General features: G+C 52.5%; 12 protein-coding genes. 8 read left to right on the top strand and 4 right to left on the bottom strand.

Features of this window, described 5'->3' with window-relative positions; translation table 11 throughout:
* Positions 1-255: 255 nt before the first annotated feature.
* Positions 256-2472: a ferric-rhodotorulic acid/ferric-coprogen receptor FhuE gene (gene fhuE, locus RT657_RS07215; RefSeq protein WP_313653404.1), complete on the top strand. Its 2217-nt coding sequence runs from the start codon at positions 256-258 to the stop codon at positions 2470-2472.
* Between the two features lie 1566 nt (positions 2473-4038).
* Positions 4039-4581: a lipid IV(A) palmitoyltransferase PagP gene (gene pagP, locus RT657_RS07220; protein WP_313653684.1), complete on the top strand. Its 543-nt coding sequence runs from the start codon at positions 4039-4041 to the stop codon at positions 4579-4581.
* Between the two features lie 20 nt (positions 4582-4601).
* Here the strand turns inward: pagP and RT657_RS07225 are convergent, their stop codons facing one another.
* Together RT657_RS07225 and RT657_RS07230 are read right to left on the bottom strand one after the other, a co-directional pair.
* Complete coding sequence (locus tag RT657_RS07225) at positions 4602-5708, bottom strand: site-specific integrase (RefSeq protein ID WP_313653405.1); 1107 nt, start codon at positions 5706-5708, stop codon at positions 4602-4604.
* Between the two features lie 634 nt (positions 5709-6342).
* Positions 6343-7452, bottom strand: coding sequence for an SDR family oxidoreductase (locus RT657_RS07230; RefSeq protein ID WP_313653406.1), 1110 nt, complete (start codon positions 7450-7452; stop codon positions 6343-6345).
* 514 nt (positions 7453-7966) lie between these two features.
* On the opposite strand from RT657_RS07230, the gene RT657_RS07235 reads away from it, so the two are divergent.
* The 6 genes from RT657_RS07235 (at position 7967) to RT657_RS07260 (ending at position 15739) form a co-directional block, all read left to right on the top strand.
* Complete coding sequence (locus tag RT657_RS07235) at positions 7967-8938, top strand: transcriptional regulator (RefSeq protein WP_313653407.1); 972 nt, start codon at positions 7967-7969, stop codon at positions 8936-8938.
* 161 nt (positions 8939-9099) lie between these two features.
* Positions 9100-10260 carry an efflux RND transporter periplasmic adaptor subunit gene (locus RT657_RS07240; protein ID WP_313653408.1) on the top strand — a complete coding sequence of 387 codons (1161 nt, stop codon included), beginning with the start codon at positions 9100-9102 and terminating at the stop codon, positions 10258-10260.
* Between the two features lies 1 nt (position 10261).
* On the top strand, positions 10262-13366 hold the full coding sequence (locus RT657_RS07245) for a multidrug efflux RND transporter permease subunit (protein ID WP_313653409.1): 3105 nt from the start codon (positions 10262-10264) through the stop codon (positions 13364-13366).
* Between the two features lie 173 nt (positions 13367-13539).
* Positions 13540-14235: a response regulator gene (locus tag RT657_RS07250; protein ID WP_313653410.1), complete on the top strand. Its 696-nt coding sequence runs from the start codon at positions 13540-13542 to the stop codon at positions 14233-14235.
* A complete protein-coding gene (locus RT657_RS07255; RefSeq protein ID WP_313653411.1) occupies positions 14232-15317 on the top strand; it encodes an ATP-binding protein in 1086 nt (361 codons plus the stop codon). The genes RT657_RS07250 and RT657_RS07255 overlap by 4 nt, the downstream gene beginning before the upstream one ends.
* 191 nt (positions 15318-15508) lie before the next feature.
* Positions 15509-15739 carry a hypothetical protein gene (locus RT657_RS07260; RefSeq protein ID WP_111138365.1) on the top strand — a complete coding sequence of 77 codons (231 nt, stop codon included), beginning with the start codon at positions 15509-15511 and terminating at the stop codon, positions 15737-15739.
* 199 nt (positions 15740-15938) lie between these two features.
* Here RT657_RS07260 and RT657_RS07265 read toward each other — a convergent pair whose 3' ends face one another.
* Entirely contained in the window at positions 15939-16205 is a 267-nt protein-coding gene (locus tag RT657_RS07265) for a hypothetical protein (protein WP_313653686.1), read from the bottom strand.
* Between the two features lie 238 nt (positions 16206-16443).
* On the bottom strand, positions 16444-16755 hold the full coding sequence (locus RT657_RS07270; RefSeq protein WP_313653412.1) for a hypothetical protein: 312 nt from the start codon (positions 16753-16755) through the stop codon (positions 16444-16446).
* Between the last annotated feature and the right edge of the window lie 10 nt (positions 16756-16765).

The raw sequence follows: 16765 nt of genomic DNA on the forward strand, positions 1-16765 counted from the left end.
AAATTTAGTCATTTTTATCTGTTCTTCAGAACCCTTACTCTCTCCGCGCTGGCGACAGTTTTGCAGAAATCCTTTTCCTGATTTCCAGACATAAAAAAAAGTCTGAACTTTTCTTAAATGTTAATAGCAATAACTATCATTTGCATTTAGTATACTTGCGCTTACTTAAATTTACCAAAGTTGCCGAAAAATGATTCAGCACTGCTCAGGTGAACGAATAAGCCAAAAATATTAATTAAATGAAGAGGTCATGGCATGTCTTTCGCCCGGGTTAATGCAAAATCTGAAAGTAGCGGCACGTCTCAATCAACCAGAAACACCCGATTTGCAGTGTCAGTGTTAACGCTGATGGTAAGCAACGCATTGTTTTACGGCGCTGCGCATGCAGCTGAGCGTTCTGAAAACACAAGTTCATCCCCCGAACAAACGCTGACCGTTACGGCAGAGGAAGCCGCTGCTCCCGCGACATCAGCTGAACATGCTTATACTGTTCCAGCTACCCGTGCCGGGACTAAACTGAACTTAACCCAGCGTGATATTCCGCAGTCAGTCAGCACACTCACTGAGCAGCGCATTAAAGACCAGAACCTGCAAAACATTGGTGATGCCCTGGCCAATGTGACAGGCATTTCAGCCTCACAAAATGACTCAGAACGTGTAGATTTTTACTCACGCGGTTTTTACATCAACAATTACACCTATGATGACATCCCTTCTACGCAGACGGGCGCATGGAACTTTGGTGAAACGGATAGTGATTCCGCCATCTATGAGCGTATTGATGTCGTACGTGGCTCAACAGGTTTAATGACCGGCACGGGTAATCCGGGCGCGGCCATAAACATGATTCGTAAAAAAGCTGATAGCAAAACGTTTACAGGTAACCTCTCGACAAGCTATGGCAGCTGGGATAACCAGCGTTACGTTGCAGACCTGTCAGGGCCACTTAATGATAACGGTACACTGCGTGGTCGTGTGGTGACGGGTTACCAGGATCAGGACAGCTGGGTTGACCGTTACCATAAACGTAAAAAGTTCCTCTATGCCACGGTAGCGGCAGACCTTACTGCGAATACTACGCTGGATCTGGGCTACGACTATCAGTCACGTAATACAGATGGTCCAACCTGGGGCGGCTTGCCGACCTGGTATAGCAACGGCAGCAAAATTCAATACGACCGAAGCGACAACCCTTCTGCTGACTGGACGCACTATAATATTCTGTCCCGTAAAGTCTTTGCTAACCTGACAACAAATTTCGACAATGGCTGGCAAACACGTATTAATGGCACGCATACTGAATCAGACTTTGACAGTAAGCTGCTGTATGTCGACGGATACCCTGATCGGCAAACGGGTATACTCAACAGTGCAGGATATGGGTATGCGGGCTGGTACAAAGGTGTGCGCACGCAGACAGCGATAGACGCTTATGCCACGGGTCCATTTGAGTTACTGGGAAGACAACACCAGTTGATTGCGGGTGTGGATTACAGCCGTCAACGTAATAAATATATTTATTCCTCTGACATATTGTCACCCGCACAGGTTGGAAACTGGAATGAATGGTCCGGGAACATTGATGAACCTCAATGGCCAGCCTGGGCATTATCTTCAGAAGACACCATACGCCAGAAATCGGCCTATACAGCAGCGCGTTTCTCTCTTGCCGACCCGCTTTCTCTTATTCTGGGAGCACGCTATACCCAGTACAGTGCAAATGGCACGTCTTCAAATATGGAAAAGAATAACATCACGCCCTATGGCGGCCTTGTTTATGATATTAACGAAACGTATTCAGCCTTTGCGAGCTACACGTCAATCTTCCAGCCCCAGACTTACCGGGATCAGCAAGGTAATTACCTGAAACCCGTTACCGGAAGAGATTATGAAACGGGTATCAAGGGTGACTGGAATGATGGTCTAATCACATCCAGCCTTTCTGTGTTCCGTATTGAGCAGGAAAATCTTGGGCAGATTCTGAATGCGACTTACGTGAACAATAGCAGTGAGAATGCATACAGGTCGTCTAAGGGTGTGGTCAGTCGCGGGGTTGATTTTGAAATCAATGGCGCTGTTACTGAAAATTTAAAGCTTACCTTTGGTGCAACTCGCTATGTTGCTAAAGATGCTTCCGGCGATCGTTCAAATCCGTATATGCCACAAACAAGCCTAAAGCTGTTCACCAGCTATAATCTGCCCGTCCTTCGTGAATTGACGGTGGGTGGCGGTGTAAACTGGCAAAATCGGACTTACAAAGAAGCCATTAATCCTGCAGGTAAAACCGAGCGCGTCTATCAGGGAAGTTACCCTATCGCAAACCTTTTTGCGCGTTATGAGGTTAACAAAAACCTTTCGGTGCAGGGTAATATCAAAAATATTTTTGATCGCGAATACAATACCGATCCATCCGGTGGTGTAGCGTTCAACGAACCCCGAAATTATTCAATCAGTCTGAATTATAATTTCTGATTGCAATGAGGAACCTCTGGCCTGGAGAATCTCCAGGCTTTTTCTTGTCATGCCTCTTACCACTCTCTGACACAAAAAGAGTGCCAGATTTTTATAATGTCTGGTCGCACAGCAATGTGTGGCCTGTAAGCGATACAAGCCGTTTCGCCTGCATGATGCCGGCTTTTTCTGCACGCCACCTGGCTAAGACGCTGGCTCTAATCTGCGCCAGCCCCCTCCGGCAGCCTGCTCAGCAAGGCGAGGCTAAGTCACGGCCCAGGGCTTTTTTACAAGACCGCAGGATCGTTAAGTCTGACACCTGCAGCGTTGATAATATCTGACTGTCCGTTTATCTATTAAATCTGTCGCTCAATCATCAGGATGGTTTCAGGTAGTCAGCCGTATCAGTGTTGGGTACGGGCGCGATATTATAACTTTTTTCACTAACAACCGGAAGATACGCTTACAAGGTCATGAGCAATGAAACCCACTTACTCTGCTGTTTCGGGGTTAATTTTTTTCTATTGAAGTCCGCGGGTTGCCATTTAAGGCGTTCCGTTCATTCCAGGCTGGCATTATCACTAAATTGATTTTTGAGGAGTCTTTATCAGACGCAGAACCCCTGAAATATTACTGCCAGCGAGATGTCGACCTCAGCTGGTAACCCAGATCCTGCTCAGTAAACTATAGATATTCTCTAATCAGACGCCCGACATATCTTAACGGCCGATTAATTTTCTGAATTATTCAGTTAAGCGCCAGGATTAATTTCTCTCCGGCAGATTTTTAATTCACATTTCTGTTATTCACGCCTCAGGCAGCACTTTCATGACCGTTTCCGCGATAACTATTTATGCTGTCAGAATGCCCGGCATCTTCATCCTGAGACCGCCATTGACGCTGAAAACAGACCACCGGAACTGCTCATAACCTCCAGATTTTGAGCTTCTGTATGAATAATGCGCGCTGCGAAATCTGCCAAGGAATGGTTGTGATGAAGATTAAGATAGGGTGTGGCAGCTATCCGAACCTTTGCCGGTGCTGTCAGTACGGATATCATGGCAACAGACCTCACGCTTATTTCCACCCCCCATGCCGTAACGGTATTCTGGCTTACGCCTGAAAGTATCACCATTATATTTCAGGTGCCATTTAAGATTTGCTACCCGTTCTGTTCATCAGAAATTAACCCAACAATATCAGCCGTTACCTCAGCCATAAGCTCCTCAACCCGACAGAAGATCTCTCCATTGGGTTGTACCAGTAAGGCGAATAAGGAATATACGCCTTCATGAGAACGTTCAGCATCCTGAAACTTCCTTATTCTTTCTGAATGATTCTGTATGTTTCAATATCCGGGTGGATGTAAATGGCAATAGTTTCATTTGCTACAATATGATGACAGTAAACGGCGGGATAGGGTTTCCGCTTAGTTCAAATTAGTTATAAAATCCTCTGCTGGCCGTCTATTGACCTGAAGTTGACTTTCTTCACGCCATAATGGCCGCATTTACACTTTTTCTCTTTTTTAATACCAGATATTGCAGGAATCCTCACATGCGCAAGACATCGACTTTTAAAGCGCTGATGATAACAACGGTCGTTTTCACTCTTACGCCAGCTCACGCCGCCACACTGGTGCAGACTATGAGCGCAGGCTGGGATAGTTTCAGCGACAAAGTGGCTACCACCTGGCAGCAGCCAGAGGGAATCGACTTCTATTTGCCGGCCATTACCTGGCATAACCGTGCCACTTATGATCGGGAACATATTGATAAGTACAATGAAAGGCCCTGGGGCGCCGGCGGTGGTATCTCCCGTTATGATGAAAAAGGAAACTGGAACGGTATCTACCTGATGGCGTTTAAAGACTCGTTTAATAAATGGGAACCCTTTGGCGGATATGGCTGGGTGGCCACCTGGCGTCCGCTGACCGATCAGAACTTCCACTGGGGCGCAGGTTATACGGCAGGCGTGACCGCGCGAGACAACTGGAAATATATTCCGGTTCCGGCGATTTTACCTCTGGCGTCAGTGGGTTACGGCGATCTTGATTTCCAGATGACCTACATTCCCGGCACCCACAATAACGGTAACGTCTATTTTGCGTGGCTGCGTTATCACTTCTGATCGGTAGCGGCTGACCGGAGTCAGCGCGACATCGCCATGATGGAAAGATCGCTGATGACCAGCATCTCGCCCTCGTAGCGATGTCGCAGCGAATGGTAACTTTCACTCTCTATGATCTCTTTAACTGCGTCAGAAAACATATTCATGGCCTGCCGCATCTGGCTCAGGTAGTCGTGCGTGTCATAGACCCGATCGATCCCCTCCAGCGCGTGATTCATGATTTTTCGGGCAACGTCATTCGGCGTATTGAGCGCAGAGAGTTTTGAACGCGCGGTGCGGCGCAGGTCGCGTGGTGTAAAGGCCTCAAGCCCCAGCCCGCGCGGGTCACGGATCATCCGGCGCAACGCCTGATTGAGAGCGCCTTTTGAGAGCGGCTGCTGTGAATCGCGCGGCGCGGGCACCAGCCAAGGCGAGTCTGGGTCGGCTGCGCGCAACAGCGCCTCGATACAGGTTTGCATCAGGGGGGATATCGGCAGCACATGTTCACGCTGCGATTTATTACGAATACCCTGTTTCCACAAGCCTGAGCGCAGATCGAACTCCGCTTTCTGCGCCTGCACAATCTCATCCGGTCGCCGGGCACTGACCAGACATAAGCGCAGCGCCCAGCGCGCCTGCTCTGATAATGCCCGGTTATCCAGTCCATGCCAGAACACCCAGATTTCGGCATCTGAGAGTTGCCGGCTGCGCGGCGGCGTCGAGCGACCTGCTACATCCCTTTTCTTCATCGACGCAATGGGCGAATGATCCAGATAACCCTGCATCTCTGACCAGGCGAGAAACTGTTTGGTCAGGGCAAAGACCCGGCGAGCCTCCTCTTTTTTACCGTCAACGATCAGGATGTTATAGAGACGGTTAAGCCGTAAGCGGTTCAGCGTCTTAAGTGGCTGCGAGCCGATGCCGGGCAGGACATGTTTCAGTAGTGAGGAGACGGCGATCTCGGGACGTCGCCGGCTGACCAGCAGCGAGAGTTTTACCCAGACCTTCATAACCTGCTCTACCGTACCGTCGTCACCGAAGTTATCCAGTTCGCTAAGTGAAGCCGCTTTGACCTGCTCCAGCCAGATCACGACATGGCGACCGACATGCGCCGAGCGCGCGGGGGCCGTTAGGTGTTCCGTCGTCACATCTCTGCCTTTCTGTTATGGCAAAAAGGGCATTCTACCCATAGAAAGTTTGTGACTCCAGACCTATTAAGTCTGGAGTCACAAAGACGCGCTGTGGTGAAATCTGGAAGATTTTCAGGAGCACAACCGGGGGTATTTCTGACGCTGAACCGCGCTATCTGCACATGTGAAAGTAAACAGAGCGTGGCACATGAGGGTGAAACGGACGCGCGGGCAGGTAAGTTGCTAGGGCCCTGTCGCCAGATGTTAATGCGGGAAGACGGAAAAGATGGAATCTGTGATGTCCTTAACAGCCCATGCCAGGCTAAAACTAAGATTATTTCCTTATAGTGCAATTAACACGAATACCAACACCAGTGCATAGCTACAAATAATAGCAGTCCCTGCGATACGATTAGCCCGCCTTGTGCGGACTTTTTTTTGTCTGAAAAGGATGCATCAGGACACAGCATTCTGTTCTGCCATCAGAGGGACCAGGGCTTGCGCTGATGGGAAGCACCGGCATTGTCGTCGAAGCAAAGGGTCGGATGAAGCAGGTATTCACGGCTGTACGCGTTTAACACCTGAAAGCAGAAGAGAAATCGGGGATCAACCCGCTTAGCAGGCAACCTGTGACCCAGGCTGCCTTTTATCACTACTTGAAGTCGACCTGCATCAGCTCCGCGATGGATGCATTACGGGTGGTCGACACACAGCGATCCAGATAGTCGGTAAAGCGGGAAGGCTTGCCCATGCCGAGCTGCATGAGTTTTGAGTTATCAAAGACCACATTGAGATTTGAGAAATGACCATACAGATTCATCGCACGCAGCATGATCCGTTCGTTACAGGGGCCAAACAGATCCCTGAATGTTCTTCTGCTGTCAGAAAGCTGCTTGTAAGTCACTTTCTGATAATCATCGCCCAGCGCACGTTTGCCGGATGCTCTGGCCATCGCCTCATCAATCTCAGCGAAGGTCACGCTGCTCTGAGTGCCGGCAGAGATATGAATGACCTCGTTAATCACTTTTTCGGCATCAAGAAGCAGAACCAGCGCATCTGCGCAATAATCAACGGGAACGACGTCGATGCGATCGTTAAGGTTGCAGGTGAATTTCCCTAACGCCAGCGCCATCCGGAAAACCCAGAAAATACTGGCCGATGGCAGGCAACCCTGATCGGAGTGCCCCACGACAATCGACGGGCGGGCAATGACCAGCGGCAGTGCCGGCAGCTTCTCTGTCATCAGTTTTTCAATTGAAGCTTTGCTCCAGGTATACTCGACAATATGCTGATCCCGGCTGGAGTCCAGCCAGCTCTCTCTGACCAGCGAACCCGGCTCCGGCGCACATGACATCGCGGTGCCGACATGGATAAATTTCTCTAACCCGGCGACGCGGCTCATGCGTTCGGCAAACCTGTACGTACCCTCCACATTCACTTTCCAGATTGTCGGGTTTTTACCAAATGACGCTACGGCTGCACAGTTTATTACATGCGTGACCTCATCCAGCCGGGCATCACCAATAAACGCTTCGGGTAAAGCCAGATCGCCCAGGAGAATATTTTCAGAAGTGACGGCATTAATTGATGATGCAGGTAAGCCAAAGTTAACAAGATTAGCTTTAAGCCGGTTTAAACCTTCATCAACGTTTTTTCCTCTGACCAGCAGCAGTAGTCTGTCCTTAACACTGTTCTGTAATAAATTTGCGACGACAGCTCCGCCTAAAAACCCTGTAGAACCGGTAATGAGTATGTTTTTCATAATGGTATCATTCATTCTGGTTGATCAAAGAAAAGCAATAAAAAAGGACTTTCCGTACAGAAAAATTCAAAACAAGAAATAACCTGTCGGCAAATTACCCCGCAGACGCAGCGGCCTGACAGGAAAGATGCCGACTCACGCTGATAATGAATTAACCCATCAGGCAGCACTTTTTCCCAGTATAACGCCAGTGACTATCTGAAAGTTAAACAAGACACATAATTCACAAAGATTGCTCATTTAGCTTCTGTTTATATTTACGATGTGTACCTCATAAGCCAAATAACTCTGGCTGTTGCTGAACACATGACTGATTTGAACAAACTTACTCATTTTTTATCAAGGATTATTAAATTTTTTTGGCTGAACTTAGTGAGAGTTTTATAAATGAATTATGCCGGTCGAATAATTGATGGAGAAATCGTTGCGCCTGTGTGTAGAACTTGTGTAGAAGCTAAACAAAGCGGTTTTCAGGCGCCCGGTTATTCATTTGTTTACCGGGCGTTTAATAAACATGGATTACACCCTTGCCGGTTTAAATATCCCGCTGCGAGTTCGCCGGGAGGCGCATGAGATTTCACTTAAGAGAGCAGGTATGCTGACAACACACTTAAAACTTAAAACAACCGGCTGGGAAGCGTGCGATGCTTCGGCTTACGCTCAGATTTATACGCTGTTCGGAGGAAGCATCTGTACTCATCCCCGCGTCCTCGCCTATCTTGCAGAACGGGAAGGGGTCGCAATTCAGTACTACCTGAAAAAGGTAAACGACCAGCCTGTCGCCGCTATATTTTCGCTGAATGGTTCGCTGGAGTATAAAAAGTCCAGCCTGCCCTTCGTTTTTGACGATCTTATTCTGCCAATTAAGGCGGAAGCGAAAATCATACTGCCGTTCAATGCGAAACGATTATCGCCGCATTCTCAGGGCGTGATCGTTAACAGCCTTCGCCATAACCTGTTTAAGAAGAAAATAGCCCATATCAAACCAGACTTTTCGGTTAAGACGGCAAAAAAGCGTGCAGGAGAGGCGCGACGATTCAGAAAAATGGGTGGCAGGGTCGACGATGTCTCGGCTTTTTCGCCGGGAGAACTGGCCGTAATTTATCAACGCCTGTTTAATCTCCGCTGGCAGAACCAGCTTACCTGTACGGATATCACTATTCTGACGGAAACTTTCGCACTGTTCAGAGACTTGATTTTTGGGAAAATATTATTTATCAATGACTCACCCTGCGCGTTTGACCTCAATTATAAAGTCGAATGTCCTGACTGGTATTATTTCGAGGATTTTAACGGTGGTATGGATCCGCAGTTTAAATCACTCGGCATCGGCTCTGTTTTACTCTGGGAAAACATTCTTCATGCTAAAGCATTAGCCAGCCTTTCTGAGAAGAAGTTCATTTTCTCCCTGGGTGCGTACAATCCGGCCTGGCACTATAAACAACAGTGGTGCGACATCATGCCTTCACGCCGCACACTTTTCTGAAACCAGCCAGAAAAGTTTCTTAATGGCCGTCAGTAACTCTGTCGGCCATGCCTTAATCTCAATTAAAAAAATCACCTCTACACACAATCTCCACACACTCTCGACGGTAAATAAACGCGGCGTCGTTATGATGACGTATCTTTTAATAAAATGAGATTCCCATGTTCGCCCCTCAACGCTTTTCGCTGCCGTTAATTCTGCTGGCGCTGTGTGCCATGCTGACGGGTTGTGATGATAATGCCAGCCCCGAGACGAAAACTGCCGAACCGCAGGTTGCCGTTACAGTGATTCAGCCTCAGGATTTATCTGTTTACGACACGCTGCCGGGGCGGGTGAATGCACTGCGCACGGCGGAAATCAGAGCCCAGGTCAATGGCGTCATTGAGCGCCGTCTGTTTGAACAGGGTGCCGAAGTGAAAAAGGGCGAGCCTCTTTTTCAGATCAACGCGGCTCCCTTTACGGCTGAAGTGGAGAACGCGCAGGCCGGACTACTGCGGGCACAGGCTGCGAATGACCGGGCACAGCAGCAGGCCGCCCGACTGCGAAAACTGATCGGCACTGGCGCGGTGAGTCGTCAGAGTTACGATGATGCCGTCGCCGCTGCCCGTCAGGCGGCCGCCGATGTCGCACAGGCCAGCGCGACCCTGAAACGCAAAGCACTCGATCTCCGCTTCGCCACGGTAGAGGCGCCTATATCTGGCCGCATCGATCAGGCGCTGGTTTCTGAAGGCGCCTATGTGACGCCGGGTGACAGCAGCCCGCTGGCCCGTCTGTACCAGACAGACCCGATCTACGTGGATGTTTATCAGCCCGCAGGGATTTATCAGCAACTGCGTAAACAGGCAGCCAGCCCGCAACATGCCACGACGGGCTTGCCGGTTAAGCTCCTGTTGCCGGATGGCACAGTCTATAACCAGCCTGGCCGGATCCTGTTTTCCGGCATGAGCGTGGATACCAGTACCGGTCAGGTGCTGGTGCGCATCGAAGTGAGAAATCCCGACCGCGAACTGCTGCCAGGCCTGTTCGTGCGGGTACAGGTGCCAGGCCAGCACTATGATGCCGCACTGATGGTGCCAGAGGAGGCGGTTTCCCGTCAGGACGACACGGCCGTCGTCTGGGTAATTGATGATAAACAGCAGGCTCATCCGCTCAGCGTTCGTCTGGGCGAACAGGTAAACGGTGACTATCGCATTGCCGCGGGATTGCCTCCGGGCAGTCGTGTTGTCGTAAAAGGCATGGACAAACTCAGCGACGGCACCCGCGTTGCCGCAGTGATGTCAGCGGCATCTCCTGTGAATCTGATCCTGCAGGAGAAAGAGTAAAATGGCTCAGTTTTTTATTAAACGCCCGGTTTTTGCCTGGGTGGTCGCGCTGTTTATTGTTCTGTTCGGGCTTATTGCTCTGACCCGGCTTCCGGTGGCCCGTTATCCTTCGGTGGCGCCTGTCAATATCACGATCACCGCGACCTGGGCAGGCGCCTCGCCTCAGACGATGAACGACTCGGTCGTCAGTCTGATCGAGCGTGAACTCTCTGGCGTTAAAAACCTGCTCTACTTTGAATCATCGTCGGATACGTCGGGTCAGGCGACGATCACCGTCACGTTTAAACCGGGCACCCGGGCTGAACTGGCCCAGGTCGATGTTCAGAACCGTATCAGAGCAGTGGAGTCCCGCCTGCCGCAGGCCGTGCGACAGAACGGCCTGCAGGTCGAATCCGCCGATACCGGTTTTCTGATGATCATCAGTCTGACCTCAAAAACCGGCAAAACAGACAGCGAAGCATTAAGTGACTACATGGCCAGAAATGTGGTTGAGGATCTGCGCAGGCTGCCCGGCGTTGGCCGTGTTCAGCTCTTTGGCGCTGAAAGCGCCCTGCGCGTCTGGGTTGATCCCGTGAAGCTGCTCTCATTTAACCTGACAATGAATGATATCGCCGCTGCCATTTCACAGCAGAATGCGCAAATCGCACCGGGCCGTGTCGGTGACGAACCGGCGCTGCCGGGTCAGATGGTGACTCTGCCCCTGACGGTAGCCGGTCAGCTGACTACGCCGGCAGAGTTTGGCCGTATTATCCTGCGTGCGCACAAGGATGGCGCCAGCGTCACACTCGCTGATGTTGCCAGAGTAGAGTATGGCTCGCAGGCCTACAGCATGATGATGCGTGAAAACGGACAGAACTCTACCGGTGCGGCCATCATGCTTGCACCTGGTGCTAACGCCGTAAAAACCGCAGAAGCCCTCTCGGCGCGGATGCAGGCGCTGAGCCTGTCAATGCCTGAGGATATCCGGTATGCCATCCCTTTCAATACGGCACCATTCGTAAAGCTTTCCATCGGGAAGGTTATCCACACCCTTCTCGAAGCAATGGTGCTGGTTTTCGTGGTGATGTATCTCTTTTTACAGAACATCAGATATACCTTTATTCCCGCCATTGTCGCGCCGATTGCGTTACTGGGCACGCTATCCGTCATGCTGCTCGCTGGCTTCTCCGTCAATGTGCTGACCATGTTTGGTCTGGTGCTGGCCATAGGCATCATTGTCGATGACGCCATCGTAGTGGTGGAAAACGTGGAACGCCTGATGCGTGAGGAAAACCTTGGCCCGCGCGAAGCAACTTCACGTGCGATGCGGGAGATTACCGGCGCCATCATCGGCATTACCCTGGTGCTTACCGCCGTTTTCATTCCGATGGGGTTCGCCAGCGGCTCTGTCGGCATCATCTATCGTCAGTTTGCGCTCTCCATCGCCACCGCGATTCTTTTTTCCGCGCTGCTGGCGCTGTCGCTGACCCCGGCACTCTGCGCCACGCTGCTGCGGATGCCCGCCAGTCACGCCCGGGGCGGTTTTTTCGGCGGATTCAATCGTGGTTTAGAGCGACTGACCCAACGCTATTCGGGCTGGACAGCCACGATACTCAAACGCTCGGGCCGTATGCTTCTGGTGTATGTTGCGCTCTGTGCCGGAACGGCGATCGCATTCAGCCAGCTTGCCTCCGCATTTCTGCCGGAGGAGGACCAGGGCTATTTTATGACGGCGTTTCAGTTACCGGCCGAGGCGACGCAGCAGCGGACGCTGGCGGTCGTAAAAAAATATGAAGCGGCTATGGACGCACGCCCGGCTATCGCCACTAATCAATCTATTCTGGGATTTGGTTTTTCGGGGGCCGGGGCAAACACCGCACTGACTTTCACCGTCCTGAAAGAGGGGAAAGAACGCGGTAACAGTTCAACGCATCGTGAGGTCCGGTTTGCCGAGGAGGCAATGCACGATATGCCAGAAGGGACGATCATGACGATGATGCCGCCGGCCATTGAGGAGCTGGGCACCTCTTCCGGCTTTACGCTGCGTCTGGAGGATCGTGCCGGTCGCGGTTATGCGGCGCTGGAAGCCGCGCAGCAGCAATTACTGCAGCTTGCCGCCAGTAGCTCTAAAGTCACGCAGGTCTATGCGGACGGGCTGCCACCGGGAAAGAGTATCCGGCTGAATATCGATCGTGAAAAAGCCAGTGCCATGGGCGTTTCGTTTGCCAGTATCAGCGACACCCTCTCCGCCGCCATGGGGTCGCTCTATGTGAACGACTACCCTAACAGAGGCCGTATGCAGCAGGTGATCATTCAGGCCGAGGCAAAGGATCGTATGCAGATAGATGACATCCTTAACCTCTATGTCCGCAACAGCGACGACCGGATGGTTGCCCTGAAGAGTTTCATCACGCCGATCGCCGCTTCCTCGCCGCTTCAGCAGGTCCGCTATCAGGGCTATCCGGCGATGCGACTCTCCGGCAGCGCCGCGCCGGGCGTCTCAAGCGGCGATGCCATGAAAGAGATGGAATCGCTGGCCAGCCAGCTTCCGGCAGGGTTTGCGATCGAATGGACCGGACAGTCGCTGCAGGAACAGCACTCCACCGCGCAGGCTCCGATGCTGATGGCGCTCTCTGTGCTGGTGATCTTTCTGGTGCTGGCTGCGCTGTATGAGAGCTGGGCTATCCCGCTCTCTGTGCTGATGGTCATTCCGCTGGGGATTGCCGGTGCCGTCACCGCCGTGATGATTCGTGGATTACCCGATGACGTTTTCTTCAAGGTCGGACTGATTACGGTGATCGGCCTGTCAGCCAAAAATGCGGTGCTGATCGTCGGGTTTGCCCGACAGCTCCATTATGAGGGCCGGAGCCTGCGGGATGCGGCGCTGACGGCGGCCCGCATGCGGCTGCGTCCGATCATCATGACCTCACTGGCGTTCGGTCTGGGTGTGGTGCCGTTGATTATCGCGTCCGGCCCGGCCAGTGAAACCCAGCATGCTATCGGAACCGGCGTTTTTGGCGGGATCATCAGTGCCACACTGCTGGCCATCCTGTTTGTCCCGCTGTTTTTCGTCGCTATCATGACGCTGGCGGCAAGGCTGAAAGGAAAAGGTAACGTGACAGAGTAACCGGCGCTATCCGGTCTGCTTTATTGATTGCCGGAGCTGATATGATAAGACCGCGTTCGTTTAATGCGGTTCACCGCCATAACAGCAGGGTTCCGGCATAGCGATAACCTCCATAACGTCCCGGCTGGCCAGACAACTCCGTTCAGGGCGATGAAGACGAAGACAGGATAACTATGAATAACAGCGATATTTTAATCGTCGAAGATGACCCGGAGATAGCCGCCATTCTGACCGCTTATCTGCAAAATAGCGGCTATACCGTCAGCCATGCGGAAAACGGCGCGCTGGCGCTGGCCTGTTGCACGACCGCTACGCCGCAGCTGATCATACTGGATGTCCGTATGCCGGTGATGGATGGCTGGCAGGTGCTTGCGGAGATGCGCCGGCGCGGCGACACGCCGATCATTATGCTGACGGCAAACGACGATGATGTGGATAAACTTTCTGCGCTGCGCATTGGCGCCGATGATTATGTGGTTAAGCCGTTCAACCCCGCCGAGGTGGTGGCGCGGGTACAGGCGGTTCTGCGCCGCACCCGGGTGGCGAACCGTTCAGACGATGTCCTGTCTACCCGTTCTCTCTCTGTCAACGTGCAGCAGCACAGCGTCATGACTAAACCTGAGGGTATCGACATCGCTTCCCGTCTGACCACAACCGAATTCCGGCTTATCGCCCATTTTGTTCGCGAGCCCGGTCGGGTTTTCAGCCGGGATGAACTGCTGGAAGCCTGCTTTCCTGAAGGTGACACCCTGCCGCGCACGGTAGACAGCCACATCAGTAAGTTACGCAGAAAACTTGAAGACGCCGGGGTATCCGGACTGCTGCAGAATGTGCGTGGTTTTGGCTATCGGCTCGGAGAAGGTAAATGAAACGTCGGGGACTCAGCCAGCAGCTGAACTGGCTGATTATCAAGGTCACGCTCTATTCATTCGTGACCTCCTTTGCCACCTACTCTTTCGCCCCAACCGTTATCGGCCTGTTTTCGGGCGAGCTGTTGCCGCTCGACCTGGATATTGGCACCACCAGCGACTGGCTCACGATGCTGGTCTCCACGCTGCTGACCATCGCCGTCTCCGTTTTCTTCTCAGCCCGCTTTGCACGCCAGATGGTTGTGCCACTGGAATCCCTGACGCACAGTGCGAAACGGGTGGCGGAAGGCGATCTGAGTGCACGCGCCAGCGAAGGTGCGATTGAGATCGGCGAGATAAATGCGCTGGTAAAAGATTTCAACCGCATGGCGGCCGCGCTGGAGAACCTGTCGCAGAACAGCCAGACCTGGAATGCCGCCATTGCCCATGAATTACGCACGCCAGTGACGATACTGCGCGGACGGCTTCAGGGCTTAGCGGACGGTATCTTCGCCCCCGATCAAAAGCTCTTTGTCAGTCTGATTCACCAGACCGAGGGCCTGACGCGCCTGATCGAAGATCTGAGAACCCTGAGTCTGGCGCAGTCGGGCCACCTGCACATCCACTATGAACGGGTGAACATCCAGAATGAAATCGCGTCGCTGGCTGAGCTGGTCAGGGCAGATTTTAAAGCCAGTCATCACTCCTTAGTGCTGAAAGTCACGCCGGCCACGATTGAGTGTGATGCCTCACGCTTCAGGCAGGTGCTGCTTGCCCTGCTGGAGAATGCCCGCCGCTATGCTGTTCCGGGTATCGTCATGATCGCCTGTGAACAGGATGCCAACGGGGTTGTGGTGCACATTGATGACGAAGGTCCAGGCATCGATTCAGCATTTGCGCTTACCGTCTGGGACGCGTTTGTACGCACTGATGATTCCCGGTCGCGCCAGAGCGGTGGCACCGGTTTAGGGCTGGCGGTGGTGAAAGCCATTGTACTGGCACTGGGCGGTAGCGTCTCCTGTCACAGTAATGCGCTAAAAGGCACCCGCTTTTCAATCTGGCTGCCCGCGACAAAACCCGGCGCAGTAGCGGCCAGCCAATAAGAATCCGACCATCGGCGTCATCATCGTCTGCTTTCTGCACTGACTCGCAGGCTTGTCTGTCGCCAGCACCGAAAAGCGTAACCGCAGGTAACTAACGTCGCGATTCCTGTATCCCCGTCAGCATGACGCTCAGCGGCGGGCTATGCTCTGCTGAGTTCAACATGCAACTATGACGACCAGGATATCCAGTGATGAAAAAATTATCAGTGATTGTGATGGCGACCGGCCTGTTTTTGTCAGTAAACATGCAGGCTAACGCGGAAGGCTGTCTGAAAGGCGCGGCCGTGGGCGGCGTGGCCGGTCATGTTGCCCATCATGGTGTGGCGGGTGCCGCAGCAGGCTGCGCAGTCGGGCATCACATGGCGAAGAAAAAACAGAAAGAGGCAGAAAAAAATCAGCAGGCTCAGCAGGCGCAGAAATAAAGAGCCTGTGACCCCGTTATTTGTATGCTGATGGCCCGGCCCGGGTCATCAGCGCCTTACCCGTCCACCGTCAGTCACGGTGTCGCCCGGCTGTTGCGCTACTCATCAGCAAAAATCATTCACGACAGAGTGTGGTGATCCAGACTTCCGTGACATCGTCACCCTGATGTCCCATGCCAGACACGCCGGACGACGCTGTTCAGGCATCATTATTTCTGCGCCATTCATCCACGCTTTCCTTTGACACTTCTTTTTTATAACAAACCGGTGCGTATCCGCCCTGCCTGCTCCAGGCGCTACGTCCTCCACAGCGGCTGCCATTTCGCGTCGCGTTAAACGGACATGCGCAGACGCCAGGATACGCGGCGATGGAATCGTCGATAATGTGCTGACGAATTTCATCATCTGTCTGCTTCTGACGCTTAGCTTCAGCCGCACTGGTCCAGCAAAGCACGAGGCTCAGCATTAACGAAACGACACAGGTTTTAGTCATGATATCCTCCGGAACGAGGAGGATAACGTACCGCACCCATCAGCCTGGCAATCCATTGAATAAGGCGCGGAACAGGGGCTGATCAAATGCTTTGGGTGCCCGGTCCACGTCCGGAAGCCTGTGGCATAAGGGCTTTTGAACTGAACGCAGAGACGGGTTTCAGACGTCAGCACGCTGAAGGCGAAGCAGCCCGCGTCTGCCGGTCAGTCACTTATAAGGGCGTCATACTCTGCACCTGATGCTGGAAAAAATAAGGATCAGATAGCAGCTCAAACTGCTCATCATCGGGCCAGGTGACGGCAATATGATAGTGTTCCCTGGCGAAGCGTTTCACCGCCTCGATGTTTTCCCACCATGTTGCGAGAAAGAAATGCTCCCACTCCCCCTGGGTCTCTCTGCGTACGCTGGCCCCCAGATTGCCGGGCGTCCCTTCTGAATGTTCAACACCGGTCTTCTGCAGATGCTCTGCAAAACCTGCAGCATGTCTGACCGGAACGCATCCGTGCCATGTTCTGACAATCATATTGCTCTCC

This window comes from Pantoea sp. (genome assembly GCF_032114055.1).
Lineage (GTDB): Bacteria > Pseudomonadota > Gammaproteobacteria > Enterobacterales > Enterobacteriaceae > Pantoea.